The sequence below is a fragment of the Streptomyces sp. DT224 genome, from assembly GCF_049844595.1.
Classification (GTDB): domain Bacteria; phylum Actinomycetota; class Actinomycetes; order Streptomycetales; family Streptomycetaceae; genus Streptomyces.
In genome coordinates, this window is record NZ_JBNCLI010000014.1 from 126258 (window position 1) to 152081 (window position 25824).

25 protein-coding genes and 7 tRNA genes are annotated in these 25824 nt (G+C 74.5%); 11 read left to right on the forward strand and 21 right to left on the reverse strand.

What is annotated here, in order from left to right; all coding sequences use genetic code 11:
* Nucleotides 1–39: 39 nt before the first annotated feature.
* Nucleotides 40–1227, reverse strand: coding sequence for a hypothetical protein (locus ACLQ2N_RS31400; protein ID WP_425818373.1), 1188 nt, complete (start codon nt 1225–1227; stop codon nt 40–42).
* Nucleotides 1227–1793 (reverse strand): DUF4365 domain-containing protein, encoded by a 567-nt coding sequence (locus ACLQ2N_RS31405; protein ID WP_425818375.1) that lies wholly within the window; start codon nt 1791–1793, stop codon nt 1227–1229. The genes ACLQ2N_RS31400 and ACLQ2N_RS31405 overlap by 1 nt, the downstream gene beginning before the upstream one ends.
* A 187-nt stretch (nt 1794–1980) precedes the next feature.
* Here ACLQ2N_RS31405 and ACLQ2N_RS31410 point away from each other — a divergent pair, with 187 nt between their 5' ends.
* The gene (locus ACLQ2N_RS31410) at nt 1981–2706 is read left to right on the forward strand and encodes a 3'-5' exonuclease (protein ID WP_425818377.1); all 726 of its coding nucleotides are present in this window, start codon (nt 1981–1983) and stop codon (nt 2704–2706) included.
* Nucleotides 2707–2771: 65 nt separating this feature from the next.
* Here the strand turns inward: ACLQ2N_RS31410 and ACLQ2N_RS31415 are convergent.
* Nucleotides 2772–2843 (reverse strand) — tRNA-Val (locus tag ACLQ2N_RS31415).
* A gap of 39 nt (nt 2844–2882) precedes the next feature.
* Complete coding sequence (locus ACLQ2N_RS31420; protein WP_425818379.1) at nt 2883–3329, reverse strand: SRPBCC family protein; 447 nt, start codon at nt 3327–3329, stop codon at nt 2883–2885.
* Between the two features lie 93 nt (nt 3330–3422).
* Between ACLQ2N_RS31420 and ACLQ2N_RS31425 the strand changes: the two genes are divergently transcribed.
* Nucleotides 3423–5888: an SCO7613 C-terminal domain-containing membrane protein gene (locus ACLQ2N_RS31425; protein WP_425818381.1), complete on the forward strand. Its 2466-nt coding sequence runs from the start codon at nt 3423–3425 to the stop codon at nt 5886–5888.
* 59 nt (nt 5889–5947) lie between these two features.
* On the opposite strand, the gene ACLQ2N_RS31430 is transcribed toward ACLQ2N_RS31425, so the two are convergent.
* Both ACLQ2N_RS31430 and ACLQ2N_RS31435 read right to left on the reverse strand, forming a co-directional pair.
* A tRNA-Val gene (locus ACLQ2N_RS31430) sits at nt 5948–6019 on the reverse strand.
* 66 nt (nt 6020–6085) lie between these two features.
* Entirely contained in the window at nt 6086–6577 is a 492-nt protein-coding gene (locus tag ACLQ2N_RS31435; protein WP_425818383.1) for a TIGR02611 family protein, read from the reverse strand.
* A 189-nt stretch (nt 6578–6766) separates the two neighbouring features.
* Here ACLQ2N_RS31435 and ACLQ2N_RS31440 point away from each other — a divergent pair, with 189 nt between their 5' ends.
* Nucleotides 6767–7180, forward strand: coding sequence for an SsgA family sporulation/cell division regulator (locus ACLQ2N_RS31440; RefSeq protein ID WP_003959770.1), 414 nt, complete (start codon nt 6767–6769; stop codon nt 7178–7180).
* A gap of 193 nt (nt 7181–7373) precedes the next feature.
* Nucleotides 7374–7949, forward strand: a complete 576-nt coding sequence (locus ACLQ2N_RS31445) for a CGNR zinc finger domain-containing protein (protein WP_425818388.1) — start codon at nt 7374–7376, stop codon at nt 7947–7949.
* Nucleotides 7950–7953: 4 nt separating this feature from the next.
* Here the strand turns inward: ACLQ2N_RS31445 and ACLQ2N_RS31450 are convergent, their stop codons facing one another.
* From ACLQ2N_RS31450 to ACLQ2N_RS31460, 3 genes are all read right to left on the reverse strand, one after another.
* Nucleotides 7954–8109 (reverse strand): hypothetical protein, encoded by a 156-nt coding sequence (locus tag ACLQ2N_RS31450; RefSeq protein WP_425818390.1) that lies wholly within the window; start codon nt 8107–8109, stop codon nt 7954–7956.
* Nucleotides 8110–8272: 163 nt separating this feature from the next.
* On the reverse strand, nt 8273–9244 hold the full coding sequence (locus ACLQ2N_RS31455; protein ID WP_425818392.1) for an acetylxylan esterase: 972 nt from the start codon (nt 9242–9244) through the stop codon (nt 8273–8275).
* 230 nt (nt 9245–9474) lie between these two features.
* Entirely contained in the window at nt 9475–9945 is a 471-nt protein-coding gene (locus ACLQ2N_RS31460) for a hypothetical protein (RefSeq protein ID WP_425818466.1), read from the reverse strand.
* 172 nt (nt 9946–10117) lie between these two features.
* Here ACLQ2N_RS31460 and ACLQ2N_RS31465 point away from each other — a divergent pair, with 172 nt between their 5' ends.
* Nucleotides 10118–10633 carry a DsbA family protein gene (locus ACLQ2N_RS31465; protein WP_425818394.1) on the forward strand — a complete coding sequence of 172 codons (516 nt, stop codon included), beginning with the start codon at nt 10118–10120 and terminating at the stop codon, nt 10631–10633.
* Between the two features lie 10 nt (nt 10634–10643).
* Here ACLQ2N_RS31465 and ACLQ2N_RS31470 read toward each other — a convergent pair whose 3' ends face one another.
* From ACLQ2N_RS31470 to ACLQ2N_RS31480, 3 genes are all read right to left on the reverse strand, one after another.
* Complete coding sequence (locus tag ACLQ2N_RS31470; protein ID WP_425818396.1) at nt 10644–11480, reverse strand: GNAT family N-acetyltransferase; 837 nt, start codon at nt 11478–11480, stop codon at nt 10644–10646.
* A 66-nt stretch (nt 11481–11546) separates the two neighbouring features.
* Nucleotides 11547–12368, reverse strand: a complete 822-nt coding sequence (locus ACLQ2N_RS31475; RefSeq protein ID WP_425818398.1) for an aminotransferase class IV — start codon at nt 12366–12368, stop codon at nt 11547–11549.
* Nucleotides 12365–13402, reverse strand: coding sequence for a chorismate-binding protein (locus ACLQ2N_RS31480; RefSeq protein WP_425818468.1), 1038 nt, complete (start codon nt 13400–13402; stop codon nt 12365–12367). The genes ACLQ2N_RS31475 and ACLQ2N_RS31480 overlap by 4 nt, the downstream gene beginning before the upstream one ends.
* Before the next feature lie 163 nt (nt 13403–13565).
* Here ACLQ2N_RS31480 and ACLQ2N_RS31485 point away from each other — a divergent pair.
* The 5 genes from ACLQ2N_RS31485 (at nt 13566) to ACLQ2N_RS31505 (ending at nt 14026) form a co-directional block, all read left to right on the forward strand.
* Nucleotides 13566–13638: transfer RNA gene (locus tag ACLQ2N_RS31485), tRNA-Gly, on the forward strand.
* A 38-nt stretch (nt 13639–13676) separates the two neighbouring features.
* Nucleotides 13677–13750 (forward strand) — tRNA-Cys (locus ACLQ2N_RS31490).
* 1 nt (nt 13751) lies between these two features.
* Nucleotides 13752–13823 (forward strand) — tRNA-Val (locus tag ACLQ2N_RS31495).
* Nucleotides 13824–13860: 37 nt separating this feature from the next.
* A tRNA-Val gene (locus ACLQ2N_RS31500) sits at nt 13861–13932 on the forward strand.
* A 22-nt stretch (nt 13933–13954) separates the two neighbouring features.
* Nucleotides 13955–14026, forward strand: a tRNA-Val gene (locus ACLQ2N_RS31505).
* A gap of 100 nt (nt 14027–14126) precedes the next feature.
* On the opposite strand, the gene ACLQ2N_RS31510 is transcribed toward ACLQ2N_RS31505, so the two are convergent.
* The 4 genes from ACLQ2N_RS31510 to ACLQ2N_RS31525 form a co-directional block, all read right to left on the reverse strand.
* Nucleotides 14127–14405: a zf-TFIIB domain-containing protein gene (locus ACLQ2N_RS31510; protein WP_026171619.1), complete on the reverse strand. Its 279-nt coding sequence runs from the start codon at nt 14403–14405 to the stop codon at nt 14127–14129.
* A gap of 68 nt (nt 14406–14473) precedes the next feature.
* A complete protein-coding gene (locus ACLQ2N_RS31515; RefSeq protein ID WP_425818400.1) occupies nt 14474–15466 on the reverse strand; it encodes a phosphotransferase family protein in 993 nt (330 codons plus the stop codon).
* A gap of 219 nt (nt 15467–15685) precedes the next feature.
* Entirely contained in the window at nt 15686–15877 is a 192-nt protein-coding gene (locus tag ACLQ2N_RS31520) for a hypothetical protein (RefSeq protein ID WP_143626140.1), read from the reverse strand.
* 186 nt (nt 15878–16063) lie between these two features.
* Nucleotides 16064–16324 (reverse strand): hypothetical protein, encoded by a 261-nt coding sequence (locus ACLQ2N_RS31525; protein ID WP_425818402.1) that lies wholly within the window; start codon nt 16322–16324, stop codon nt 16064–16066.
* 206 nt (nt 16325–16530) lie between these two features.
* On the opposite strand from ACLQ2N_RS31525, the gene ACLQ2N_RS31530 reads away from it, so the two are divergent.
* Nucleotides 16531–17820, forward strand: a complete 1290-nt coding sequence (locus ACLQ2N_RS31530; RefSeq protein WP_425818404.1) for a serine/threonine-protein kinase — start codon at nt 16531–16533, stop codon at nt 17818–17820.
* Here the strand turns inward: ACLQ2N_RS31530 and ACLQ2N_RS31535 are convergent, their stop codons facing one another.
* The 5 genes from ACLQ2N_RS31535 to ACLQ2N_RS31555 all read right to left on the reverse strand — a co-directional run bounded on the left by ACLQ2N_RS31535 (nt 17821) and on the right by ACLQ2N_RS31555 (nt 25817).
* Nucleotides 17821–18639, reverse strand: coding sequence for a TrmH family RNA methyltransferase (locus ACLQ2N_RS31535; protein ID WP_425818406.1), 819 nt, complete (start codon nt 18637–18639; stop codon nt 17821–17823).
* A gap of 58 nt (nt 18640–18697) precedes the next feature.
* Entirely contained in the window at nt 18698–19948 is a 1251-nt protein-coding gene (gene cobA / locus ACLQ2N_RS31540; RefSeq protein WP_425818408.1) for a uroporphyrinogen-III C-methyltransferase, read from the reverse strand.
* A 246-nt stretch (nt 19949–20194) separates the two neighbouring features.
* A complete protein-coding gene (cobT, locus tag ACLQ2N_RS31545; RefSeq protein ID WP_425818410.1) occupies nt 20195–23452 on the reverse strand; it encodes a nicotinate-nucleotide--dimethylbenzimidazole phosphoribosyltransferase in 3258 nt (1085 codons plus the stop codon).
* A 331-nt stretch (nt 23453–23783) separates the two neighbouring features.
* Nucleotides 23784–25022 (reverse strand): precorrin-6y C5,15-methyltransferase (decarboxylating) subunit CbiE, encoded by a 1239-nt coding sequence (gene cbiE / locus ACLQ2N_RS31550; RefSeq protein ID WP_425818412.1) that lies wholly within the window; start codon nt 25020–25022, stop codon nt 23784–23786.
* A gap of 108 nt (nt 25023–25130) precedes the next feature.
* Nucleotides 25131–25817, reverse strand: a complete 687-nt coding sequence (locus ACLQ2N_RS31555; RefSeq protein WP_425818414.1) for a GNAT family N-acetyltransferase — start codon at nt 25815–25817, stop codon at nt 25131–25133.
* Between the last annotated feature and the right edge of the window lie 7 nt (nt 25818–25824).

Genomic DNA, 25824 nt, shown 5'->3' on the forward strand with positions numbered 1-25824 from the left:
GGAATCGTACCGAGCCGAGGGCCCCCATTGCGAAAGGCCCTACTCCCCCGCGCACGCCTCCTCGAAGATGTCCACGTTCTCCTGGAGCGACTTCATCAGCCGGTCGCGTTCCTCGTCGTCCACCTGGACCGGGACGACCTGCGAGGCCCCGGTCAGCCGCCGGAAGCCGCCCCGGCTCTCCAGCCGCCCCTCCACCCGGACCGGCAGCCCCACCAGGTGGGCCTGGCCCGCGATCCGGTACGCCTCCTCGTCCAGCTCGATCCGGACGTGCGGCACCTCGGCGCCGGCCAGCACCCGCAGCCGTACGATCCCCGCCCCACGCGGCCCCGAGCGGCGCAGGCGGACGACGGCGCCGGTGATCCGTACGGTGACGGCGGGCTCGTCGCGGAGGTAGCGGGCGCCCGCCCGGCGCAGCGCGGGCAGGTCGCCCGGGGAGAACTCGACCGGCTCGGGGCGGGCGGGGCAGCCGGCGGGCGTTCCGGCGGCGGGTGCCCAGTCCAGCGCGATCGCGGCGCCCTCGGAGCCCCGGACGAGGGCGACGAGCGCCTCGGTCAGCTCCCGGCTGACGCCCGCCGCGACGGCGTTGTCGAAGGCTTCCAGGCCTCCGGTGGCCCGTTGGTAGTCCACCGCCTCGCGGGTGGCGTGCAGGGCGTGGTGGAGGCGGACGGCGACGGGGCGGCCCGGGTCGACGGGGACGAAGGCGGTCAGCGACCGGCCGCCGGGTCCGGGGCCGGTCAGTACGGGGCCGAGGGCGGCGAGGGCGCGGCTGCGGCGGCGGGCGCCGTGGTAGCCGGCCGGGCCCCGGGCGGCGAGCGCGCCGGCCAGCAGGATCTGGCGGGCGGCGCTGTGGAGCTGTTCCGCGCCGAGCCAGTCGGCGGCCCCGGCGGCGGCCTCGGGGACCTCACGGCGCCAGCGGATCTCGTCGCTGGGGACGGTGAGGGCGACCAGGATCTCACGGGCGGAGGGAGCGGCGCTGCGGGCGAGCGCGGTCAGGGCCTCGCCGAGCAGGTCCTCACTGTCGGGGAAGGTCCTGGTACGGGGCACGAGGAGGCTGGTGGTGCCGCCGGGCGGGGTCCAGCGGCTGTACGGGCCCCCCTCACCCCCGCGCCGCCGCCAGCCGTGCCGGGCGAGCAGGGCGCCGAGGACGCCGGGGTCGACGCGGGAGGGGTCGGGCAGGCCCCAGGAGGGCGGGGCGGCCTCGCCGTGGAGGCGTACGGGCTCGTGCATCAGGGTCTCCCTCCCGCCCCGACACGGGTCATGATCTCGCAGAGCGCCCGGTCGTCGAAGACGCGCGAGGTCAGGAGCCGCACCGTGGTCCGGTGGCGGCCGGTCACGGGGTGGCCGGCAAGGTTGGTCCAGTAACAGCAGTGCCGCAGGTCGAGGCTGTCGGGGCCGGCCCGCAGCCAGTCGTCCTGGCTGCGGGGCACGAGCATCACGACCAGGATCTTGTGCACCGACACGGGCGTCCGCGCGAGCTTCACCAGGTGGGCGTTGTCCAGCGTGAAGGCGAAGGACGGGCCGGGCGGCCGGGGCGGTATCTGGTAGGTGCACTTCAGCTGGACCTTGATGGTCACCTCGTCGTCCACGAGATGGCCGGGGGAACCGTGACTGACGTGCCAGTCTATGCCGTTGTCGGGGAAGGGCTGCGACAGCGAGCAGCCCGCCGCCGCGGCGACGGCGTGGAGGTAGCCCACCTGGAGGGTCTCCATGCAGGCGGTGGTGGCGAGTCCGCCGCGCAGCGGTGCGGTCCGCTGGGGCAGCAGCCCGCTCGGGTCGGGCTGCGCGAGCGCCATGGCTCCGTAAGCCTTCCGGGCCGTACCGATGGGGATGAGGTGCCGGGCGGTCAACTTCCGCTGCCGGTACTTGTGTTGTCACCGCAAGGAGCCGTGCGCAAACGGCGTATCAGGCAAAGGGTGCGGGTATCACCGAACCGGGCGGAGGGATCTCGCCATCTGCCGTGCGTGCGCGAGGAGTTCGGGGATGACTCATTGGTACGAAGGGCCGCTGGCCGCTTTCGACACGGAGACGACGGGTGTGGACGTCGAGGAGGACCGGATCGTCTCGGCCGCCCTGGTGGTCCAGGACCGGGCGGACGGCCCGGTGCGCGTCACCCGCTGGCTGGTGAATCCGGGGGTTCCGGTGCCTCCGGGGGCGACGGAGATCCACGGGCTGACCGACGACCACCTCCAGCGCAACGGCCGCTGGCCGGCGCCGGCGGTGGAGGAGATGGCGCGGGCGCTGGCCGAGCAGTGCGCGGCGGGGCGACCGCTCGTCGTGATGAACGCCCCGTTCGATCTGACGCTGCTGGACCGGGAGCTGAAGCGGCACCGGGCGTCGTCGCTGGGCGCGTACCTGGAGCGGTCTGAGCTGTGTGTGCTCGATCCCCGGGTGCTGGACAAGCACTTGGACCGCTACCGCAAGGGCCGGCGCACACTCACGGATCTGTGCGAGCTGTACGGGGTGCTGCTGGACGGAGCACACGACGCGGCGGCGGACGCGGCGGCCTCGCTGGAGCTGGTGCGGGCGGTGGGGCGCCGCTTCTCGACACGGCTCGAACGGCTGAGCCCGGCGGAGCTGCACACGCTCCAGGCGGTGTGGCACGCCGCTCAGGCGCGCGGGCTCCAGGCGTGGTTCGCGCGGAGCGGGACGCCGGAGACGGTGGATCCGTCCTGGCCGCTGCGCCCGGAGCTGCGCACGGCGGCGTGACCGGTCGGGCCCGGACACGCGGAAGCCGGTCCGTCGGTGGTGCTGACGGACCGGCCTCTCCGGGGTGGGCGATACTGGGTTCGAACCAGTGACCTCTTCGGTGTGAACGAAGCGCTCTCCCACTGAGCTAATCGCCCGGGAACGGGTTGGAGCATACAGGGCGGGGCGGCCGTGGTTCAAACCGCTTCCAGGCGGGCCGCGAGCCCCCGCCGCCCGGCCCGCATCATCAGCGCGTGGTTGGCGCGGAACAGCGGCCGGCAGGGCAGCGCGAGGACCCGCATCAGCGTCCGGCGCACCTCGACCTCCTGCTCGTAGACGACGCGGGTGCCGGGGCCGTGGGGGGCCACCGTCCAGCGGACCCAGCCGTCGAGATCGCCGCCGAGCGCGGCTTCGAGGACGCCGTGCGCCGGGTCGCGGCGCTGTTCGCGCACGGTGGTGACGAGGTCGTACGGGAGGACGGAGCGGATGCGCGTGGTGCCGGAGCCGCTGCCGGACCAGGTGGCCTCACGGACCTGCGGCCACCACCGCGGATAGTGCTCGACACGTGCGAGCTCGGCGTACACGGCGTCGGGCGGCGCCCGGAACTCCCATACGCTGACGAATCGGTAGTGGTTCCAGTTCACTTCCCCATGATGCCCCGGGACCCCCGTACTCAGGCGGGCATCTGAGTACAGGGACGCATGTCCGCCCCCGTGGCGCGCAGCACACTCGCGTCCATGGAACATGTGCCGCCGCCCGCCGAGGAATTGGCGCTCCTCGATCGTGAACTGGCCCGGCTGGACGCCCGCCGGGCCCAGCTGCTGACCCGCCGTGCCTGGCTGCTGCGGGCGCTGGAAGCCACCGGGCCCGCCCCCCGGGGCCCGGTCGCGCCCTGGGGTCCGGGCCCCGGAGGGTTCGGCCCGGCGCGCCCGGCCCCCGAGCGCAGCGTGCAGAACGTGCTGCTGGTCCTCGGCGGGCTGCTGCTGGCGGTCGCCGCCCTCGCGTTCACCCTGGTCAGCTGGGGCGACCTGGGCATCGGCGGGCGCAGCGCGGTGCTGACCGCGGTGACGGCCGGGGCGCTGGCCGCTCCGGCGAGCCTGCTGCGCCGGGGTCTGGGCGCGACGGCGGAGGCGCTCGCGGCGGTGGCGGCGGTACTGATGGTGCTCGACGCGTACGCGGTGTACGCGGTGGCGGTGCCGGACGCGGACGGTGCCGCGTACACGGCGACGGCGGCGGCGGTCCTCGCGCTGCTGTGGGCGGTCTACGGGCTGCTCCTGGGCAAGCTCCGGCTGCCGCTTCCGCTGGCGGTCGTCCCGGCGCAGCTGCCCCTGGTGCTGTGGGTGTGGGCGGCGGACGGCGGGGCGCTGTGGTTCTCGGGCGCGCTGCTGGCGACGGCCGCGCTGGACGGCGCCGTGGCGCTGACGGCCGGGAGGACTTCGGTACGGGTCGTGGCCGGCGCCGGCCTGTCCGCGACGGGCGGGGCGGGGCTGCTGGTGGCGCTGGTGGAATCGCTGACGGCGGCCGGGCCCGCCGGTGCGGTGGCGCCGGGGGCGCTGCTGCTGGCCGGTGCGGCGGCGGCTCTGGCGGGGGCGCACCGGGCTCCGGCGCCGTTCGCGACGGGCGGCGGCCTGCTGGCCGGGCTCGCGGCCGTGGCAGCGGTGGGCGGGGTGCCCGGTGCGGCGGCGCCGGAGGGCTGGCGCGTGCTCGGGTACCTGCTGTGCGCCGGGGCCCTGGTGATCGCCGTACGGGCTCCGCTGGGTGTCGCGCCGGCCCGGGGGGTCGCGTGGGCGTCGGCGTTCGTGGCGGCCGGCGCGGTCCTGGTGTCGCTGGCCCCGGTGACGGTGGTCGCGGTGGGTCCGGTGACGCGGCTGGGCGCGGTGTGGTCAGGTGCTCCGCGCGGCGGGGCGCGGGGCGCGGTGGGTGCGACGGACCTGCCGTGGGGCGGGATGGCGGCCGCCCCGGTGGTGCTGCTGCTGGTGGCCGTCGCGCTCGGCGTCGCGTACCGCTGGTGGGACGGTCTGCTCCGGTGGGCCGGGCCGGTGCTGGTGCCCGGGTCCGCGTGGCGGGGTGCGGCGGGGTCGGCGGCGGTGGCGCTGGGCTGGGCGGGGCTGATGGTGCTGCCGGCCGCGCTGGACCTGTCCTACGCGGCGGCCCAGGCGGGGCAGCTGGTCCTGGCCGTGGCGGCGTTCGGCCTGGCGGTGGCCGGGGGGCGGGCGGGGGCCCGGGGTGTGGCGGTGACGGCCGGGGCGGTCGGGGTGGCCGGTGCGGTGGGTGCGGGGCTGCTGTCGCTGGCCGCGGAGGAGGCCACGTACACCGCGTTCGGTCTGCTCGTGGTGGTGTTCGTGGCGCTCGCGGTGGCCCTGGACCGGCAGGCGGGTGCCTCGCCGGTGGTGGTGCCGGCGGCGGCCTGTGCGGCGGTGGCATGCGCCGTGGTGCCGATGGCGGCGCTGGGGGCTTCACTGGGGCTCGCGGTGTACGAGGCGGCCGTGCCGATGCTCGCGGTGCCGGCGGTGACGGCGCTGCTGGGGGCCCGGCTGAAGGGCCACCCGGTGGCGGTGCCGGTCGAGGTGACCGGTGCGGCGGCGGGTGTGGTGGCGGTCGCCATGGCGGTGGGGGACGCGCAGTTCCTGGCGCTGGTGCTGGCGCTGTGCGGGGTGCTCGCGGCGGGGACGGCGCTGCGCCCGGAGCGGCGTCCGTTCGCGGGATACCTGGCGACGGCGCTGTTCGTGCCGGCGGCGTGGGTGCGTCTCGCCGCTTCGGGCGTGTCGGCGCCGGAGGCGTACACCCTGCCGGTGACCGTGCCGGCGCTGGTGGTCGGGGTGCTGCGGCGGCGCCGCGATCCGTCGGCCTCGTCGTGGGCGGCGTACGGGGCGGGGCTCGCGGTGACGCTGGTGCCGTCGCTGGGCGCGGCCTGGACGGACCCTGACTGGGTGCGTCCGCTGCTGCTGGGGGTGGCGGCCCTGGGTGTCACGCTGGTGGGGGCGCGGCTGCGGCTCCAGGCGCTGCTGGTGCTGGGCGGCGCGGTGCTGGCGCTGGACGCGCTGCACGAGCTGGCGCCGTACGTGGTGCAGGTGGCGGGGGCGCTGCCGCGGTGGGTGGCGCCGGCGCTGGCCGGGGTGCTGCTGCTGGTGGTGGGGGCGACGTACGAGAAGCGGCTGCGGGACGCCCGGCGGCTGAGGGAGGCGCTGGGGCGGATGCGGTGAGGAGTGCGGGAACGCCGATGGCCCGGAAGCTCTTGGAGCTTCCGGGCCATCGGTCCGGGTGGGCGATACTGGGTTCGAACCAGTGACCTCTTCGGTGTGAACGAAGCGCTCTCCCACTGAGCTAATCGCCCGGGCGCACCGCAAACATTACCCCATGTCAGCGGCGCTCCGTGACCACCCCGGGGAGCGCCGCGGGGTCACTCGTGGATCTTCCAGGGCATGACGATCCCGAACTTCCACACGTAGATCCCGACCAGCACCGCGATGATCACGAGTCCGGTCGCCGTGAGGATGATGTTGCGCCGGCGGACCTTGGGGTCGAGCGCCCGCTGGGCGGCCTCGGTGACCTTGCGCCGGGTCCAGCGCAGCACCAGCTGGGCCCAGACGAACTCGGTCGCCCAGATCGCCATGCCGCCGAAGATCACCAGCCAGCCGGGGCCCGGCAGCGGCAGCATGATGATGCCGGCCACCACGACGGCCAGGCCGACGACGAAGACGCCGACCTGCCAGCTCAGGTGCAGGGCCCTGGACGCCTTGATGAAGCCGGGCGCCCTGGAGCCGAGCGCCGGGTCCTCCTTGGTCACTCCCGGTATGACGTCCCCCGTCGCATCGCGAGGTGCCTCCCCCGCGGCGGAAGCCGGTGTGTTCGCCGCGGCGACACCGTCCCGCTCGTCACTCTCCGCGTTCATGGACCCAACCTACCGGACCGCTCCGCGTCACTGGAATGGCCGCATGACGCAAAGTTACACACCGCTGTACGAGCTACCCGAAGCATCCCAAAACGGTCAGAGGGGTTTACAACGCCACCGTAGGTGGCATGTCGATTTCGCCGACGTGCGAATCCCCGAGCGCACACTGAGCGAAAGGCCCTGGCGCTTATGAACACCACGGTCAGCTGCGAGCTGCACCTGCGCCTCGTTGTGTCGAGCGAGTCCTCACTGCCTGTACCCGCGGGCCTGCGGTATGACACGGCCGATCCCTATGCCGTGCACGCCACCTTCCACACCGGAGCGGAGGAGACGGTCGAGTGGGTTTTCGCCCGCGACCTCCTTGCCGAGGGGCTGCACCGGCCCACCGGCACCGGCGACGTACGTGTCTGGCCATCCCGTAGTCACGGCCAGGGCGTCGTCTGCATCGCGCTGAGCTCCCCAGAGGGCGAAGCACTGCTCGAGGCCCCGGCACGGGCCCTGGAGTCGTTCCTGAAGCGGACCGACGCCGCGGTTCCACCGGGCACCGAACACCGTCACTTCGACCTCGATACGGAGCTCTCACACATCCTGGCCGAGAGCTGAGCCAGGCCGAGAGCTGCACGACGCCGTCCGACTCGGGGAGACGGCGTCGCGCGGACAACCTCATACGGCTGACACCGGCGCCGGTGACCGCGGATCCACCGCGGTGACCGGCGCCGGTCCGCGTCCCGTCCGAGCCAGTAGAGTCGTCCGGCATCGGCGGGCGCCCGCCCGCCGGAGGCCAGGGAGCGAAAGCGTGCTGATCCCCCACGACACCCGGATCGCCCTCGACCTGGTGGTCGATCTGGTGAACACCGCGCCGGAGAGCGAGCCGGAGGGGGGCGCCCCGCCGGCCGACGGACTCGCCGACATCGCGGCACTCCACGCGTTCGCCGTCCGCCACCGGATGAGCGGGATCGGCGCGCTCGACCAGCGGGACCTGCTGGCGGTGCACGACGTGCGCGCCCGGTTCGCCGAGGTCTTCGCCGCCGGGGACGCGCACACCGCCGCCGGGCTGGTGAACGCCCTGGTGGCCGCGGCGGGCACCACGCCCCAGCTGACCGCCCACGACGGCTACGACTGGCATGTGCACTACTTCTCGCCGGACGCCTCGATCGCCGACCACCTGGCGGCCGACTGCGGCATGGCCCTCGCCTTCATCATCGTGGCGGGCGAGACGGAGCGGCTGCGGCGGTGCGAGGCGCCGGACTGCCGGCACGCCTTCGTGGACCTCTCGCGCAACCGCTCCCGCCGCTACTGCTCCAGCCGCACCTGCGGTAACCGCCTGCACGTGGCCGCGTACCGGGCTCGCCGCCGGGAAGCGGCCGGCTGACCGCTCACAGCAGGAAGAGATCGTGCAACGCGGCCATCAGCAGCAGGCTGCCGACGACCGCGAGGAAGATCATCAGAGGGGGCTGGGAAAGCGCGAAGAGGCAGCCGCGCGGCTCTTCGCCAGGGGGTGCGGGGGCGTCGCCCCGAGAGGTGTCCACCATTTCGGGACGATCATGACGCAGTCCCGGGAGTGCTCGTGACCAACATGACCCTCCCCCGCGGGAGTTCACCCGTCACGGGGGCATCCGTAATCGCTCCGGCGTCCGCATTCCCCTTACGTTTTCGAGTCGCGGCCCTCGCGCCCCGCCCCCGCACCCCGTCGGCTCAGCGCAGCTCGCGCAGCATCCGCAGCTGGGCCTGGCGGTGGACGCCGGTGCCGCCTTCGTGGCCGTTCCAGGGGTAGATCTCGATCTCCTTGGGTCCGGCCCAGCGGTTGTAGGCGGCGAAGACCGTGGAGGGCGGGCAGATCGCGTCCATCAGGGCGACCGAGTAGAGCGCGGGTACGGTCGCGCGCGCGGCGAAGCTGACGCCGTCGAAGTACGACAGGGTCCGGAACACCTCGGCGTCCGCGCCGTGCCGGGTGGCGAGGAACCGGACGATCTCCTGGTACGGGTCCTCGTCGGTGATCTCGACGGCCCGCCGGAAGTGCGTCAGGAACGGCACGTCCACGAACGCGGCCTTCACATGCGGGCTGAGGGCCGCCACGGCCTGCGTGATACCGCCGCCCTGGCTGGCGCCGTTCACGACGATGCGGGCCGGGTCGACGGCCGGGTGGCTGCGGGCGACCTCGACGGCCCGCACCGCGTCGGTGAAGACCCGGCGGTAGTAGTACGTCTCCGGGTCGAGGATGCCGTTGGTCATGAAGCCGGGCGCCTGCGGGTTGGCGGCGCCGTACGGGTCCGGGGTGGCGCCCGCCGAGTGGTGGTTGACGGCGCCCTGGCCCCGGGTGTCCACGATCAGCGCGGCCCAGCCGGCCGAGGGCCACACCAGGTGGTCGTGGGGCAGCCCGCGCCCGCCGCTGTAGCCGAGGTAGTGCACGACGGTCGGCAGGGGGCCCTCGGCGCCCGCGGGAACGTTCAGCCAGGCACGTATCCGGTGCCCGCCCCAGCCGGCGAACGACACGTCGTACGAGTCGACGGCGGTCAGCGCGCCGTCGTAGGGCGCGAACTCGGCGTCCAGCGGGTGGGCGGCGGCCTCGTCCAGGGTGAGCTGCCAGAAGGCGTCGAAGTCCTCCGGCTCGTCGGGGTCGGGCCGGTAGCCCCGCAGCTGGTCCAGGGGCAGGTCGAACAGGGCCATCGCTTCTCCGTTTCGGGCACGCGGAAGGGGGCGGCGTCCGCCGCACGCTCCACGCGTCCCGCCCCCGGTGTCAGAGGGCCGGAACGCATACGTTCACAGCCCAGCGGGACGCTATGCGGCCCCGCCGGGCAGGGTCAAGGAATCCCGGGCGAAACGATTCACCTGGTGAGACGGGGGCGGGCCCCGCCGCGAGGTGCGGCGGGGCCCGCGGGACCGGACGGCTGCCGGTCTCAGATGCCGTGCTTCTTCAGGATGGCCTCGATGTCGCTGAAGTCCTCACCGGCTCCGGCCGGCCCCGGCCGCTTCCCCTGTTTCCCGGGCTCGGCGCGCGAGCCCGCGCCGCCCGCCGAGGAGCCCGCGCCCAGCGAGGGGGCCGAAGCGGCCGGCTCCACGGCCTCGCCCCGGGCGGCCCGGGCGGCCGCCCGGCGTTCCTTGCGGCTGCCGCCGCTCCGGCGTTCGACCGCGCGCGTGATCATGAAGAGCACCCAGGCGAGGCCCAGCAGGCCGAAGCCCAGCCAGACGCTCGGCTTGAAGGCGATGTCCGACACCCACTTCACGACCCCCGCCAGCACCAGGCCGACCGGCACCAGCGAGTAGGCGGCGATCCTCGTCGCGGTGAGGAACCGCTTGCGGTACGCGGTGACGGCCGCGATGCCCAGGCCCGCCGCGGACACCGCGGAGCAAATGGTCTCGGCAAGCATCGGTGCCTCCTGGCGCAGGGGGATACGTCCCTTCCATCCTGCACCGGCGACCGGCCGGGCGGCCATGGCCCGGGCTCGTATCAGGGACATCTCAGGGGCCGGACTCCTTCCCAGGTGCCGTACCGGCGGTGCCGGGACGAGACGGGGCCGCCCGCCCTGCGAGACTGGTCCCATGAGCGATTCCACCCCCGCAACGCCGGTCGTCCTCGACGTCTGGTGCGAGCTCCAGTGCCCCGACTGCCACCACGCCCTCACCGATGTGCACGCTCTGCGGGCCCGGTACGGGGACCAACTGGAGATCCGGCTGCGGCACTTCCCCCTGGAGAAGCACAAGCACGCCCACGCCGCCGCGCAGGCCGCCGAGGAGGCCGTGGCCCAGGGCAGCGGCTGGCCGTACATCGAGGCGGTGCTCGCAAGGACCGGCGATCTCGGAGACCGCGGCGAGAAGCTGCTGGTCGAGGTGGCCCGGGAGCTGGGTCTGGACGCGGAGGAGTTCGACACCGCGCTCATCGACGGCCGGCACATGCTGATCGTGGACGCGGACCAGGCCGAGGGCAAGGCGATCGGGGTGACCGGCACACCGACGTACGTGATCGGCGGGGAGCGCCTGGACGGCGGCAAGAGTCAGGACGGGCTGCGCGAGCGGATCGAGGAGATCGCCGACGGGCTGCTGGCCGAGCAGGGCTGAGGAGCGGGAGCTACAGCGCCTTGACCAGGTTGTACCGGGTCGGCTCGTAACCGAGCGATTCGTACAGCCGCAGGGCCGGGGTGTTGGCCGTGACGACGTGCAGGCCGATCCGCGTCTCGCCCGCCGCCAGGGCGATCCGCTCGGCCTGGAGCATCAGGGCCCGCCCGTAACCGCGCCCCCGGTACCGCTCCGCCACCTCCACGTCGAACACGTAGCCGACGCGCAGGCCCGGGTGCATCTCGAACGGCGACTCCCAGACATGGCCGACCGTCTCGCCCCCGTGGCGCAGGTATTCCAGCCGCGCCCCCTCGGTGGCGAGGCCGTGCGGCAGGTGACGGGCGTGGGAGGCGCGGGCCGCGGCCGGCGCCTCCTCGCGCGGGACGCCCCGGCTCACCAGGCTCTCCGTGTACGCGGCGACCGCGTCGCGCTCCCAGGCGGCGAACTCCTCGGGCGTCATCGGATGTGCGGTGAGCCCGTCGGGGAGCGCCGGGGGCTCCTGCGGCAGCGTCTTGACCATGTTGCGGCTCCGCTCGGTGTAGCCGAGGGCGGCGGCCAGCCGCTGCCCCGCGGTGTCCCCGGCGGCCACCTCCGTGCACACCCGGGCGCAGCCCCAGCCGCGCAGGATCTCCTCGGAGGCCAGCGCGGCGATGGTGCCCCGGCCGCGCCTGCGGACGGCCTCGTCGATCCGCAGGGCTCTGATCAGGCCCGTCGCCCCGCCCGCGCCCGGCTCGACGGCGAGCGCCACCGAGCCGACGGGGCGCCCGTTGTCGCACACGTCGTACGCGCGCCGCTGTGCGCCGTCGGCGCCTGACTGGATCGGCCCGGCCGGCCGGAGTGTCGTCGTCATCAGGTGCTTTCTATCCCCTGCGCGGGGGCCCGTCACCCGCATTTACGCGGACGGGCCGCTTGCCGGTCACGGGTCGAGGTCGTCGGCCGCGCGCTCCTCGAAGATCCGCATCGCCTTGACGGTCACCGGTCCCGGCGCGCCCGGCAGCTCCCGGCCGTCGATCCGGTGGACGGCCTGCACGTCACGGAGGGTGGAGGTCAGGAAGACCTCCTCGGCCCGGTCCAGGACGTCGAACGGGAGGTCGGTCTCCTGCGCCCCCGTCCACTCCACCGCGAGTGCCCGGGTGATGCCGGCCAGGCAGCCGGAGGTGACGGGCGGGGTGTGGAGCTGCCCGTCCAGGACGACGAAGACGTTGGACCCGGTGCCCTCGCAGAGCCGGCCGGCGGTGTTGGCGAACAGAGCCTCGGAGGCGCCCTGCTCGTGGGCGCGGGCGAGGGCGACGACGTTCTCCGCGTACGAGGTGGTCTTGAGGCCGGTGAGCGCGGAGCGCTCGTTGCGGGTCCAGTCCACGGTGACGACGGCCGTGGTGTCGGGGCGGCGCGTCACCTCGCCGAGGGCGACGACCAGGCCGGGGCCCGCGTCGCCCCGGTCGGAGCCGAGGGGCGCGACGCCGCCGGTGTACGTGATCCGCAGCCGGCCCAGCCCGACCGGGTTGGCCTCCACGACGGCGGCGCAGGCGCGGCGCACCTCGTCCAGGTCGGGGGCGGGCAGGCCGAGTCCCCGGGCGGAGCGGGTCAGGCGGTCGAGATGGCGGGTGAGGGCGAAGGGGCGGCCCTGGGAGACCCGGAGCGTCTCGAAGACACCGTCGCCGACGGTGAGCCCGTGGTCGAGCACGGACACCCGGGCGTCGTCGGCGGGGCGCAGCTCGCCGTTGACCCAGATCCTCATGGTGCGGTCCTTCCGGTCGCTTCGTATGCGCCCGACGCTACAGCGAGCAGCCTGGACGCCTTCAGTTCGGTCTCGTCCCACTCGCGTTCCGGATCGGAGCCCCAGGTGATGCCGGCGCCGGTGCCGAAGCGGAGGAGGGGTGCGGGCCCTGTGCGGTCGGTCCAGAAGGTTCTGATGCCGACGGCGAGCGAGGCGGTCCTCCGGTCGGCGTCCACCCAGCCGACGCCTCCGCAGTACGGACCGCGCGGGGCGGTCTCCAGCTCGCCGATGATCCGCAGCGCGCTGGCCTTGGGGGCGCCGGTGACCGAGCCGGGCGGGAAGGCGGCGGCGAGGATCTCCGGCCAGCCGGCGCCGTCGGCGAGGCGGCCGCGCACGGTGGAGACGAGGTGGACGAGGCCGGGGTGCTTCTCGACGGCGCAGAGGCCGGGGACGCCGACCGATCCGGTGGCGCAGACCCGGCCCAGGTCGTTGCGGACCAGGTCCACGATCATCACGTTCTCGGCGTGGTCCTTCTCCAGCAGGTCCGCCTCGGTGCGCCCGGTGCCCTTGATGGGTCCGGACTCGACCGTGCGGCCGTCCCTGCGCAGGAAGAGCTCGGGGGACGCGGTGGCGATCTCGACGCCGTGCGCGGGCAGCCGAATCGTTCCTGCGTAGGGGGCCGGGTTGCCGCGCGCCAGCAGCGCGGTGAGGGCGTCGACGTCGGCCGGGCCCGGGCCGGGCAGGGGCGCTGTCAGCACGCGGCAGAGGTTGGCCTGGTAGACCTCACCGGCCGCGATGTACGCGCGGATGCGCCGTACGCCTGCCATGTACGCCTCGCGGTCGAGCGAGGACGTCCAGTCGCCGGCGGCGGGGCCGCGCCAGGCGCCGTGGACCGGGGCGGGCACGGGGGCGGGGCGCACGGTGTCGAAGCGGGCGCAGGTCAGGGAACCTTCGAAGCCCGCGCAGACGGCCCAGAAGCCGGACGAGTCGAGGGCGGCGGGATCACTGGTCACATCCCGCAGACCGGAGGCGACGAGGCCGCCGAAGCGGGCCATGGGGGCGAGGTCGTGCACGTCCGCGAGTGTAGGACGGCGCACGGTGGCCCGCGCCGGGCCGAGCGCACCTCAGCACGCTGCACAAACGCGTTTTTGTGCTGGCCCCGGAATCCGCTAGAGTTCAACACGTCGCCGGGACGCGCAAGCGGACCGGGAGAGACAAGCGGACGTAGCTCAGTTGGTAGAGCGCAACCTTGCCAAGGTTGAGGTCGCCAGTTCGAACCTGGTCGTCCGCTCGCAGAAGGTGGGGGATTCTTCCCGGACTCCCACCCCTGGTGGAGTGGCCGAGAGGCGAGGCAACGGCCTGCAAAGCCGTCTACACGGGTTCAAATCCCGTCTCCACCTCCAAGGACGATTAGCTCAGCGGGAGAGCGCTTCCCTGACACGGAAGAGGTCACTGGTTCAATCCCAGTATCGTCCACTGATCCGCAAGGATCGTCGGTCCGCAAGGATCACCCGCGCGATTAGCTCAGCGGGAGAGCGCTTCCCTGACACGGAAGAGGTCACTGGTTCAATCCCAGTATCGCGCACGCAGTACACGCAGGATCACCTGCGCGATTAGCTCAGCGGGAGAGCGCTTCCCTGACACGGAAGAGGTCACTGGTTCAATCCCAGTATCGCGCACTGTCACGAAGCCCCGGTCGTCTCGGCGACCGGGGCTTCGTCGTGCTCGTGCGCGGGCGGGCGGGCCGCCGGCACGGATGCCGGGGCCCACCGGGCGCGGTCAGGAGGAGAAGAGCATGCGGCCGAAGCTCTTCTGCCGGTAGTGACCGTGGTGGCCGCCGTGGTGCGGGGCGCCCCAGGCGGGTGCGGGGGCCGAGGGATACGCCTGCGGCGGGGCGGCCGGCGGCGGGGCCTGCTGCGTCCACTGGGACTCGATGCGGGTCAGCGTCTCCAGCTCGCCGTAGTCCAGGAATATCCCCCGGCAGCCGCTGCACTGCTCGATCTGGATGCCGTTGCGGTTGTACGTGTGCATCTGTGCGTGGCACTTGGGACACTGCATGTTCGGGCTCACTCCTCGCCGTCGGTTCGCCGTCGCCGGAATGCATGCCCGCCGACGGTCGGTTCACCCTACGACGTGTGTTCGGCCGCCAACTCGGGCGGGAGCGAGGCGATTCGGACACATGCGTCGATCATCACCTGTTCCACCTCATCCGGAGCCCGGCCCTCCTTCGCCGACTTGGCCCAGGCGAGCGCGGCGGTCTGCACGGTCAGCGCGCGGGCCGGCACGTCCAGTGCGGGCCACGGGTCGCCGTCGGCGGGTACGGCGGGGCCCCCGCCCGCCCGGTAGGCGTCCAGGAAGCGGAGCCAGACGTCCGCCGGGAGCAGCCCGGCCGCGTACCAGGCGGCGGGGCGCGCGAGGTCCCAGGCCGGATCGCCGGGGCCCGCGTCGTCCACGTCGATGAGCAGCCAGCGGCCGTGCGGGGCGGGGTGGCGTACGAGCTGGCCCAGGTGCAGGTCTCCGTGGCAGAGGTGCGTCCCCCGGCCCGCCGGAGGAGCCCCCCGGGTCCGCTTCCCGGCCCCCTCCTCGCCCCGCGCCCAGCCCGGCAGCCCACGCCAGGCCGTGAGCACCGGATCCACGGCCGGGTCGGCGGGGCGGGCGGTCCGCATCCGGCCGACGGCGAGCGCCGCCTTGGCGGGGCCGCGCATGGCGGGGAGCCCGGCGGTGGGGGCGTCGGTGCGGTGCAGCCGGGCCAGGAGCGCCCCCGCCTCCTCCCAGGGAGCCGCGTCGGGGTCGCCGGGGTCGACGGGCTCCCCGTGGGGCCAGAGGGTGACGGGGCGGCCGTGCAGCTCGGTGAGGTGGGTGCCGGGGGCTACGGGCAGGGGTGCCAGCAGGATGCCGTCCAGCCCGGGTCCGGCCGCCAGGCGCAGCCGCGCGGCCAGAGCGGCCGTGTCCGTATCGGCGGCGTGGGCCTTGGCGACGACGGGGCCGCTGCGGACGACGATCCCGTCGTCGCGTTCGGCGAGCACGGCGGGGGGCGGGCAGGGGCGGGGCCCGCAGCCTGCCGGGTGGGCCGCACGGTGGGCGAGGTCCCCGAGCGCGCGGACGAGTGCGGCGGTCACGGTCTCCCCCGGTGGTACGGACGGGCTGTGGCGGTCACGCCCCCGGGAGAGCGTACGCGGACGGGGCTGCGGCCGGACGTGTCCGGCCCCGGACAGCGCGATGTCCGGCCAGCTCCCCAGCTGACCGGACAAACGCTGCCGTCCGCCGCACCCCCGTCCCCACGGGGTTGTTGGCCGGATGTCCCGGTCCGGACCGCTCTTCCGGACCCGGGGCGCCGCTCAGCGCCCCAGCATCACGCCCACGGACGACGCCTGTGTGACCACTGCTTCCCAGCCGCCGAAGACGACGACGAGCAGGGCCGCCAAGGGAAGGACCATGGCGGTCGCCACCAGCGGGTGGCGGCGGCCGGACGCGGCGTACGAGCCGCGTGTCCGCGTGCGGACCACCGTCCGTGCTGCCGTGTCAGCCATGGTTCCTCTCCTGACCTGATGGGGGGCGGCGGGCGTTTGACCTCGGGGGACGAGTGCGACGCCCGCCGCTTGGACTCAACATTAGGGATTCGGGGGGCGGGCGACGTCATGCCCGCGTACCGAATCCCGGGCCTCCCGGAGGATGAGCCGTGCCCGGTCGGCGTACTCCCCTGGGTGGAGACCGGGCTACGCGGGGCTGGGGTCTTCCCGGAGGGGGCGCTCGGAGGCGTCCTCCCTGGGCACCGGCTGTTCGACCAGGGCGAGGACCCTGGTCGCCATGAAGCGGGCCGTACGCACCACGGACCCGTTCCTGGTGACTTCACTCACTTCGACCACACCCCGGCGGACCGCGGTCTCTACCCGGCGGCCGGCCCGGGAGGCCACCACCTCGTAGGTCCGGGTGCTGTCCCCGGCGTCCACCACTATCTCGACTCGATCGCCCTTCACTGATCCAATTCCCCCTTCTGCGACGGACCTTTGAGATCTCGCACGGGCCGGGGCGCCCGGATCCGCGGCTCCCTGACCACTCCTCAAGTCTCCCACCCGGCACTGACAATCGAATGCCTCGCGAGGGCGCGGCCTCTGAGCGCCCCGGGCGGCGGGTACGTAAGCTGTGCCTCGTCAGGCGTACCAGGCAGCGGGGATGGGCAGACATGGCGATGATGCGGCTCCGGCGCGAGGACCCGCGTGTCGTCGGCTCGTTCAGGCTGCACCGGCGGCTCGGGGCCGGCGGGATGGGGGTCGTCTACCTGGGTTCGGACCGGCGGGGGCAGCGCGTGGCGCTGAAGGTGATCCGCCCGGACCTGGCGGAGGATCAGGAGTTCCGGTCGCGGTTCGCGCGCGAGGTGTCCGCCGCCCGGCGGATCCGGGGCGGCTGTACGGCCCGGCTCGTCGCCGCCGACCTGGAGGCGGACCGCCCCTGGTTCGCCACTCAGTACGTCCCGGGGCCCTCGCTGCACGACAAGGTGGCCGAGGAGGGCCCGCTGTCGGCCGCCGAGGTCGCCTCGATCGGGGCGGCGCTCTCCGAGGGTCTGGTCGCGGTGCACGAGGCCGGGGTGGTCCACCGGGACCTGAAGCCGTCGAACATCCTCCTCTCCCCCAAGGGCCCCCGGATCATCGACTTCGGGATCGCCTGGGCCACGGGCGCGTCCACGCTGACGCACGTCGGTACGGCGGTGGGCTCGCCCGGCTTCCTCGCGCCCGAGCAGGTGCGCGGCGCGGCGGTGACGCCGGCGACGGACGTGTTCTCGCTCGGGGCGACGCTGGCCTACGCGGCGATGGCCGACTCCCCCTTCGGGCACGGCAGTTCCGAGGTGATGCTCTACCGCGTGGTGCACGAGGAGCCCCAGCTCTTCGATGTGCACGACGCGCTGGCACCGCTGGTGAGCGCTTGTCTGGCGAAGGACCCCGAGGAGCGTCCGAGCACGCTGCAGCTGTCGATGCGGCTCAAGGAGATCGCGGCGCGCGAGGCGCAGGGGCTGCACGAGAGCCGGCCGCCGGTCCAGCGTTCGGCCCAGGAGGCCGACCGCCCGACCGGCCGGCTGGACGGCCCGTACACCGAGCAGCAGACCCGCCGCGCGGCCGGCCCGCCCCCGGGGTCGCGCCCGCAGAACCGGCCGTCCGCGGCGCGTTCCGCCCCCGCCCGCACCGGTGGCGGCCGGCCGGTGCAGCAGCAGCCGCGGGGGACGGCGCGGCCGGCCAGGCGTCCGCAGGGCACCAACGGGACGAACGGCAGGCCGGGCACCCGGCCCGGGACGCGGACGACGTCGACGGGGCGGCGCCCGGCCAACCCGAGGCTGCTGCGGCAGCGGCTCGTCGTCTTCGTGGTGGTGACCCTGCTGGTGGCGCTGGGGATCGCGGCGGCGCAGGGCTGCCAGGGGCCGGCCCGGGGGCTGGGCGTGGACCTCGGGCACGGGCAGAGCCAGAGCCAGGACCTGCCCTAGTCAGCTCTCCGGGCGGCCCGTGGCCACCGCGTAGAAGGCGACCGCGGCGGCCGCTCCGACGTTCAGCGAGTCCACACCGTGGGCCATCGGGATGCGCACCCACCGGTCGGCGGCGGCGAGGGCCCGGGCGGAGAGGCCGTCGCCCTCGGCGCCGAGCATCAGGGCGACCCGGTCCATCCGGTGCGGCGCCGCCTCCTCGATGCTCACGGCCTTCTCGGCGGGCGTCAGCGCGAGCACCGTGAATCCGGCCTCCCGCACGGTCTCCAGGCCCTGCGGCCAAGTGCCGAGGCGGGCGTAGGGGACGGAGAACACCGCGCCCATCGAGACCTTGACGGAGCGCCGGTACAGCGGGTCGGCGCAGTCCGGGGAGAGCAGGACGGCGTCCATCCCGAGGGCGGCGGCGCTGCGGAAGATCGCGCCGATGTTCGTATGGTCGTTGACGGCCTCCATGACGGCCACGCGGCGGGCCGTGCCGAGGAGTTCGCCGGCGTCCGGGAGGGGCTTGCGCTGCATGGAGGCGAGGGCGCCCCGGTGCACGTGGTAGCCGGTGACGCGTTCGGCGAGGTCCGGGGCGACCGTGTAGACGGGGGCGGGGCTCTCTTCGATGACGTCCCGCATCTGGTCGACCCACTTCGCCGACAGCAGCATGGAGCGCATCCGGTACCCGGCCTGCCGGGCACGGCGGATCACCTTCTCGCCCTCGGCGATGAAGAGGCCCTCCGCGGGCTCCTTCCTGCGCCGGAGTTCCACGTCGGTGAGGCTGACGTAGTCGCTCAGACGGGGGTCGTCGGGGGTGTCGATGGTGAGGGGTTCAGCCACGGTTCTGCTGCTGCCTTGTCCGGTGGGGGTGCCGACTGTCGGGGGTGGTTACGGCTTGCTACGCGCCGTGCGGAGCGGCGTCGGCGCCGACCCCGACCACGGCGCCGATGACGATGACGGCGGGCGGGCGGACGTCCTCGGCGGCCACCCGCTCGGCCACCGTGGCGAGGGTCGCGTCGACGCGGCGCTGGGCGGCCGTCGTGCCCTCCTGGACGAGGGCGACCGGGGTCTCGGGCGAGCGGCCGTGCTCCACGAGCGTACGGGCGATGGCGCCGATCTTGTCGACGGCCATCAGGAGTACCAGGGTGCCGCGCAGCCGGGCGAGGGCCGCCCAGTCGACCAGGGAGCGTGCGTCGTCGGGGGCGACGTGCCCGCTGACCACGGTGAACTCGTGGGCGACGCCCCGGTGGGTGACGGGGATACCGGCGGCGCCGGGGACCGAGATGGAGCTGGAGATGCCGGGCACGACGGTGCACGGGATGCCCTCGGCGGCGAGCGCCTGCGCCTCCTCCATGCCCCGGCCGAAGACGAACGGGTCGCCGCCCTTGAGCCGGACGACCGCCTTGCCGGCCTTGGCGTGCTCGATCAGCGCGTTGTTGATGGCCTCCTGAGCCATGTAACGGCCGTACGGGATCTTCGCGGCGTCGATCACCTCGACGTGCGGCGGCAGTTCGTCCAGGAGGTCACGGGGGCCGAGGCGGTCGGCGATGACGACGTCCGCCTCGGCGAGGAGGCGGCGGCCCCGGACGGTGATGAGGTCAGGGTCGCCGGGGCCCCCGCCCACGAGGGCGACGCCGGCGGTCCGGGTGCGGTGGTGCGGGGCGACGATGCTGCCGTCGCGCAGGCCCTCCACGATCGCGTCGCGGACGGCGGCCGAGTGGCGCGGGTCGCGGCCGTGGGCGCCCGCGGTGAGCACCGCGACGGTCACGCCCTCGCTCCGGCCGGTGGCGGGTGTCCAGGCGGTGGCCGCTTCGGCGTCGTCGCTGCGGACGCACCAGGTGCGGGTGCGCTCCGCCTCGGCGGACGCGGCCTCGTTGGCCGCGTCGTCGTCGGTCGCGATGAGCGCGTACCAGGTGTCCGCGAGGTCGCCGTCGGCGTACCTGCGGCGCTCCCAGCGGATCTCGCCGGCGTCCGCCATCGCCTCGACGGAGGGCGTGGCGGACGGCGACACCAGGACGATGTCGGCGCCGGCCGCGATGAGGGCGGGGAGCCGGCGCTGAGCGACTTGGCCGCCGCCGACGACGACTACGCGGCGCCCGTTGAGGCGCAGTCCGACGGGGTAGGCGGGGCGATCGGCGTGCTCGGCCATGGCGGTGCGGGCTCCTCGGGGCGGTGCGGAAGCGCGGGCCGCTGCGACGGTGGAGCGGCGAGATGATGTTCACGATACGGGGTGGGCGGGGGGCGCCTGCGGCGGGCCTTGCCCCCTCCCCGCCCCTTCCCGAAGCCGGGGATCCGCCCCGGACCCCGCGCCTCGAACGCCGGCGAGGCTACAGCTGAGCCCCTCCGGCGATCGAGGAGTGGGGGTTCGGGGGCAGGGCCCCCGACCACGGTGCCGCTACTTCTCCGTGACGCCCGCCGAGTCGAACGTCGCCACCTCGTGCATCGCACGCGCGGCGCTCTGCACGATCGGCAGGGCCAGCAGCGCGCCCGTGCCCTCGCCGAGGCGGAGGTCGAGGTCGACCAGCGGGCGCAGGCCCAGCTTGTTGAGCGCGGCCACATGGCCCGGCTCCGCGCTGCGGTGGCCGGCGATGCACGCGGCCAGCGCCTCCGGTGCGATCGCCCGGGCCACCAGGGCCGCCGCGCCCGCGCTCACGCCGTCCAGGATCACCGGTGTACGGAGCGACGCGCCGCCCAGCAGGAAGCCGGCCATCGCCGCGTGCTCCAGGCCGCCGACGGCCGCCAGGACGCCGATCGGGTCCGCCGGGTCCGGCTGGTGGAGTTCCAGGGCGCGCCGCACCACGTCGATCTTGCGGGCGTGCATCTCGTCGTTGATGCCGGTCCCCCGGCCCGTCACCTCGGCCGGGTCCATCCCGGTGTACACGCAGATCAGCGCGGCCGACGCCGTCGTGTTCGCGATGCCCATCTCGCCGGTCAGCAGGCCCTTGTTGCCCGCGGCCACCAGGTCGCGGGCGGTCTCGATGCCGACCTCGATCGCCGCGTGGACCTCCTCGCGGGTGAGCGCCGGTCCCGTGGTGAAGTCCGCCGTGCCCGCCCGCACCTTCCGCGGCAGCAGGCCCGGCATCGCGGGCAGTTCCGCGACCGCGCCCACGTCGACCACGCACACCTCCGCGCCCACCTGGGACGCGAACGCGTTGCACACCGCGCCGCCGCCGAGCATGTTGGCGATCATCTGGCCGGTGACCTCCTGGGGCCACGCCGTGACGCCCTGCGCGTGCACCCCGTGGTCGCCCGCGAAGACCGCGACGGCCGCCGGCTCCGGGATCGGCGGCGGGCACATCCGGGAGAGCCCGGCCAGCTGCGCCGAGATGATCTCCAGCATGCCGAGTGCGCCGGCCGGCTTCGTCATCCGCTTCTGGCGCTCCCACGCCTCGCCCAGCGCCTTGGCGTCCAGCGGGCGGATGTCGGAGATCGTCTCCTGGAGCAGATCGTGCGGCGCCTCGCCGGGCAGGGCGCGGCGGCCGTACGTCTCCTCGTGGACGACCCAGGAGAGCGGGCGCCGCTTCGACCAGCCGGCCTGCATCAGCTCCGGGTCCTCGGGGAATTCGTCCACGTACCCCACGCAGAGGTACGCCACGATCTCCAGGTGCTCCGGCAGCCCCAGCGCGCGCACCATCTCGCGCTCGTCGAAGAAGCTCACCCAGCCCACGCCCAGGCCCTCGGCCCGCGCCGCCAGCCACAGGTTCTCCACGGCGAGCGCCGAGGAGTAGGGGGCCATCTGCGGCTGCGTGTGACGGCCGAGCGTGTGGCGTCCGCCCCGCGTCGGATCGGCGGTCACCACGATGTTCACCGGGGTGTCGAGGATGGCCTCGATCTTCAGTTCCTTGAACTGCTTCGCCCGCGCCTTCGGCAGCGACTTCGCGTACGCGTCCCGCTGCTGCTGCGCCAGCTCGTGCATCGAGCGGCGCGTCTCGGCGGACCGGATGACGACGAAGTCCCAGGGCTGCGAGTGGCCCACGCTGGGCGCCGTGTGCGCGGCCTCCAGGACGCGCAGCAGCACCTCGTGCGGGATGGGGTCGCTGCGGAAGCCGTTGCGGATGTCGCGGCGCTCCCGCATCACCCGCAGGACCGCCTCCCGCTCGGCGTCGTCGAAGCCGGGCGCGGGGGGCGCGGTGGGCGTCTCCTGGGACGCCTCCTGCTCCAGGGGCTCCGCCTCGTCGCTCAGGTCCGGGGTCTCGATGACCTCGGGACCGGACTCGGACTCCGGGGCGGGCGCCGCGGGCTGTATCGACTGTGCGGGGACCGGGGCGTCGACCGGCGCCGCCGGGAGCGCGTCCGCCTCCGGCTCGGGTGCCGGGGCCGGGACCGTCTCCGCAGGGGCGATGAGCTGCGGTTCGGCGGCCGGTGCGGGCTCCGGCTCGGCGACGGGTGCGGCTTCCGCCACGGGCTCCGGCTCGGGTGCCGGTGCGGGTTCGGCTGCGGGCTCCGGCTCGGGTGCGGGTTCGGCTGCGGCCTCGGGCTGCGGCTCGGTGGCCTGCACGGGCTGGGGCTCGGGTGCCGGCTGGGGTGCCAGTGCGGGCTCGGCTGCGGCCTCGGGCTGCGGCTCGGTGGCCTGCACGGGCTGGGGCTCGGGTGCCGGCTGGGGCTCCGCGGCCGGTACGGGGTCCGCCACGGCTGCCGGCTGCGGCTCGGCGGCCGGCGCTGGCTGCGGTTCCGCGGCAGGTGCGGGCTCCGCCATGGCCACCGGCTCCGGCTCCGCAGCTGGTGCGGCCTCCGCGACCGGTGCCGGTGCGGCCTCCGCGACCGGGGCCGGCTCGGGCTCCGCCACGGCGACGGGCTCCGGTTCCCTCTCGGCCATCGGCTCGGGCTCCGTGGCCGGCTGCTCGGCGACCGGGGCCGGGGCCTGCGGCGCCACCCCGTCCGGGACCTGCGCCTCGGCCCCGGGGGCCACGGGCTCCGCGACCGGTGCGGGCGCGGCCTGCTCCGGAGCGGCCGGGGCCTCCGTCGGCACCGGCGCCGCCCACTGCTGGGCGTTCTGCGGCGGGATCTCGCCGAGCTGCGGGCCCGGAAGGGGCTGCCCGGCAGGCTGCGGTTCGAAGTACTCCGGTTCGGCGGTCGCCGGGACCGCGTGGCGGGCCGGGGGTGCTCCGGCCGGGCCGCGGTCGGCGAGGGAGCGGACCACGCCGGCCCCCGACGTACCGCCGTAGGACGGCTCGGGCGAGGCGGGGCCGCGGTGCAGGGGGCGGCGGACGGGGGCCTGCGGTGGCTGCGCGGCGGGGGCGGGGATGCGGACGGCGCCGAGATCGACGGAGCCGGAATCGCGGCCTCCGGACTCGTGCGCGCCGGGGCCGTTCTCGGGCAGCGGCGCGGCGGCGGCCTGGTGCATCGCGTACGCCGGGGCCTGCTCCTGGAGCTGGACGGGGCCCTGGGCGTGCGCCGGGTCGGCCGGCGGGAAGTGCGGCTGGTACGCCCCCTGCGCGGCAGAGTCCGCGTAGTGCTCCGTCGTCTGAACCGCCGGCTGGGGTTCGCCCCAGGCGCCCTGGGCGCTCGGCATCAGGAGGAGGTCGTCGTCCTCGGGGGTGTGCGCGGAGGGTTCGAGGTAGGTGTAGGAGTCAGGCGCGGGGACGCCCGGCTGCTCCACCGTGCCCGCGTTCTCCGGCAGTCCCTCGCCCGGGATCCGGCCGGTGTCACTCATGCGTTCCCCTCGCCCATCGTCAGTGCTCCTTCGGCCCTTCGCCCGGGACGCCCGGACACGGCACGCGGTGCTCGTCCGGTGGAACGAGCGGGCGCGCCGCGCGGCACGAATCGGTCGCGGACATCCTGCATTCTCGCGGTCGTTCGCCGCCGCGGCAGCTCATTTCGCCACGGCCCGCTGTGGACTGCGCCACGTTGCGCGTCCCAGGGTGCTGCCGTACCACAACGCGGACCAAAACGGTCCCCTTTTCCGGACATTGACGAACGAAGCGACGAACGTCCGGGAGCGGTGCGACGATCGGCCAGCCTACCTCGCACCGCTTGCCGACGGGTCAGGGGGCAAGGTCCGAACGAAGTGCGGAAAGCAGAAAGACGACCGTGCGTTCGCGCTCCGACCAGGCGGTCGTGTCGAGTTCGACGGACTGGAGGAGCGAACAGGAGACCGTGTAACCGTTTCCGGCCAGTGCGGCACCCAGTGCCTCGGCCTCGTCGCGGGTCGAGGCGTGCGTGACGATCCGTTCCGGCCGGCGGTCCGCGACGGCGGTGGCGACGGGGACGCCGCCGCCTCCTATGCGTACGACATCGGGCTCGGGCAGCCGTTCCAGCACGTGTGGGGCACGGCCCTCGACCACCTGGAGCTGTACGCCGAAGGCGCGCGCGGCGGCCGTGGTGCGGGCGCAGGCGTCGGGGTCGCTGTCCACCGCGAGGACCGCCGCGCCGAAGCGGGCCGCCTCGACGGCCAGCGCGCCGCCCCCGGAGCCGATGTCCCAGACGAGGTCGCCGGTGCGGGGGCCGAGGTGGGCGAGCTGGGCGGCGCGCAGGACGGGGCCCTCGCCCTCGCCGCTCTCCCCCGCCGGGCGGGCGCCCGGGTCCGGGTAGGCGCCGGCGGGCAGCGCCCATCCGCGTACGCCCTGCGGGTAGGCGGGGTGGCGGCCGGCGATCCAGGCGCCGTCGGCCTGCCGTTCGGGGCCGCCGCCGATGACGATGACGACGTTGGGGTCGCGCCAGACGTGGTCGGCGGCGGTGTCCGAGGTGACGACGGTGACCTGTTCGCGGTCGGTGCCCAGCTCCTCGCAGATGACGAACGTGCGGTGGACGCCTTCGAGGAGCAGGGCGAGTTCGGCGGGTCCGGCACCGGGCGAGGTGAGGACGGCGACCTTGTGGTGGGCGCGGCAGACGTTCACGGCGCGGCGCAGGGTGCGGGGGTGGGCGACGACCGTCTGGGCGTCCTCCCAGGGCATGCCGGCACGGGCGAAGGCGGTGGCGACGGAGGAGACGGCCGGGACGACCTCGACCTCCAGACCGTGTTGCGGGGCGCGCAGGGTGCGGACGACGCCGAAGAAGCCGGGGTCGCCGTCGGCGAGGACGACGGCGCTGCCGCGGTGGCCGGCGATCCGGCGGGCGGCGAGGTCGACGGAGCCGAGGCGGATGCGTTCGGCGCTCCGGGGGACCTCCGGCAGCGCGAGGTGGTGTGCGGCCCCGGCGACCAGGGTGGCGGCCGAGAGCGCTGCGGTGGCCGCTCTGGTCAGCGGTGAGCCGTCCCAGCCGATCACTGTGACCCGGTCGGCCATCTTGGTGTCATTCTCCTGGAGTCGTCGCAGGCGGGGCTGGTTGCCCGGGGGTGGGCAGGGTGAGGTTACCCGGTCCCCTCCGGCAGGGCTCCGGGGCCCCGGCGCCGGTCACTTCCAGTCGTTGTACGTGCCGTACCCGCCGGCGTCGGCGAGCTGTTCGGCGACGCCCTCCAGGTCTTCGGGGAGCAGGCCCCAGACGATGAGGTCGGTGCGGATGTCGGTCCATCCCCCGTCCGTGCCGTTCTCGGTCCGGGTACGCGATATGCGGGCGTTGCGCAGGACGCCCTCGCTGATGCAGCCGAGCTTCTGGGCGACCTGCTGGGAGGCGGTGTTGTCGGCGGCGGTGCGCAGTTCGATGCGCTCGAAGCCCTGGTCGCGGAAGAGCCACTGGGCGACGGCGAGCACGGACTCGGTGGCGTAGCCCTCGCCGCGGGCCCACGGGGCGGTGATGTAGGCGGCCTCGGTGGAGAGGGTGCGCCAGTCGGTGTTGCGGAGCCGTACGGAGCCGACGAGGCGCTGGGTGAGGAACTCGGTGACCGCCAGGGCGATCCCGTCGCCCTTGGTGCGGTGCGCCGGAGCGATTCTGCGTACCCAGCGTTCGGCGTCGACCTGGGTGTACGGGTGGGGTGCGTCGGTCCAGGCGGTGACCAGCTCGTCGTTCATCATCTCGATGTACGCGGGGATGTCCGCCATGTCGAATGGGCGCAGCACCAGCCGGTCCGTGCTGATGGAGATGTCCGGGAAGGTGGAAGTCATGCGCAGCTCCATGCCGAAGACCGTGTAAAGGCACAGCATGCAGCAT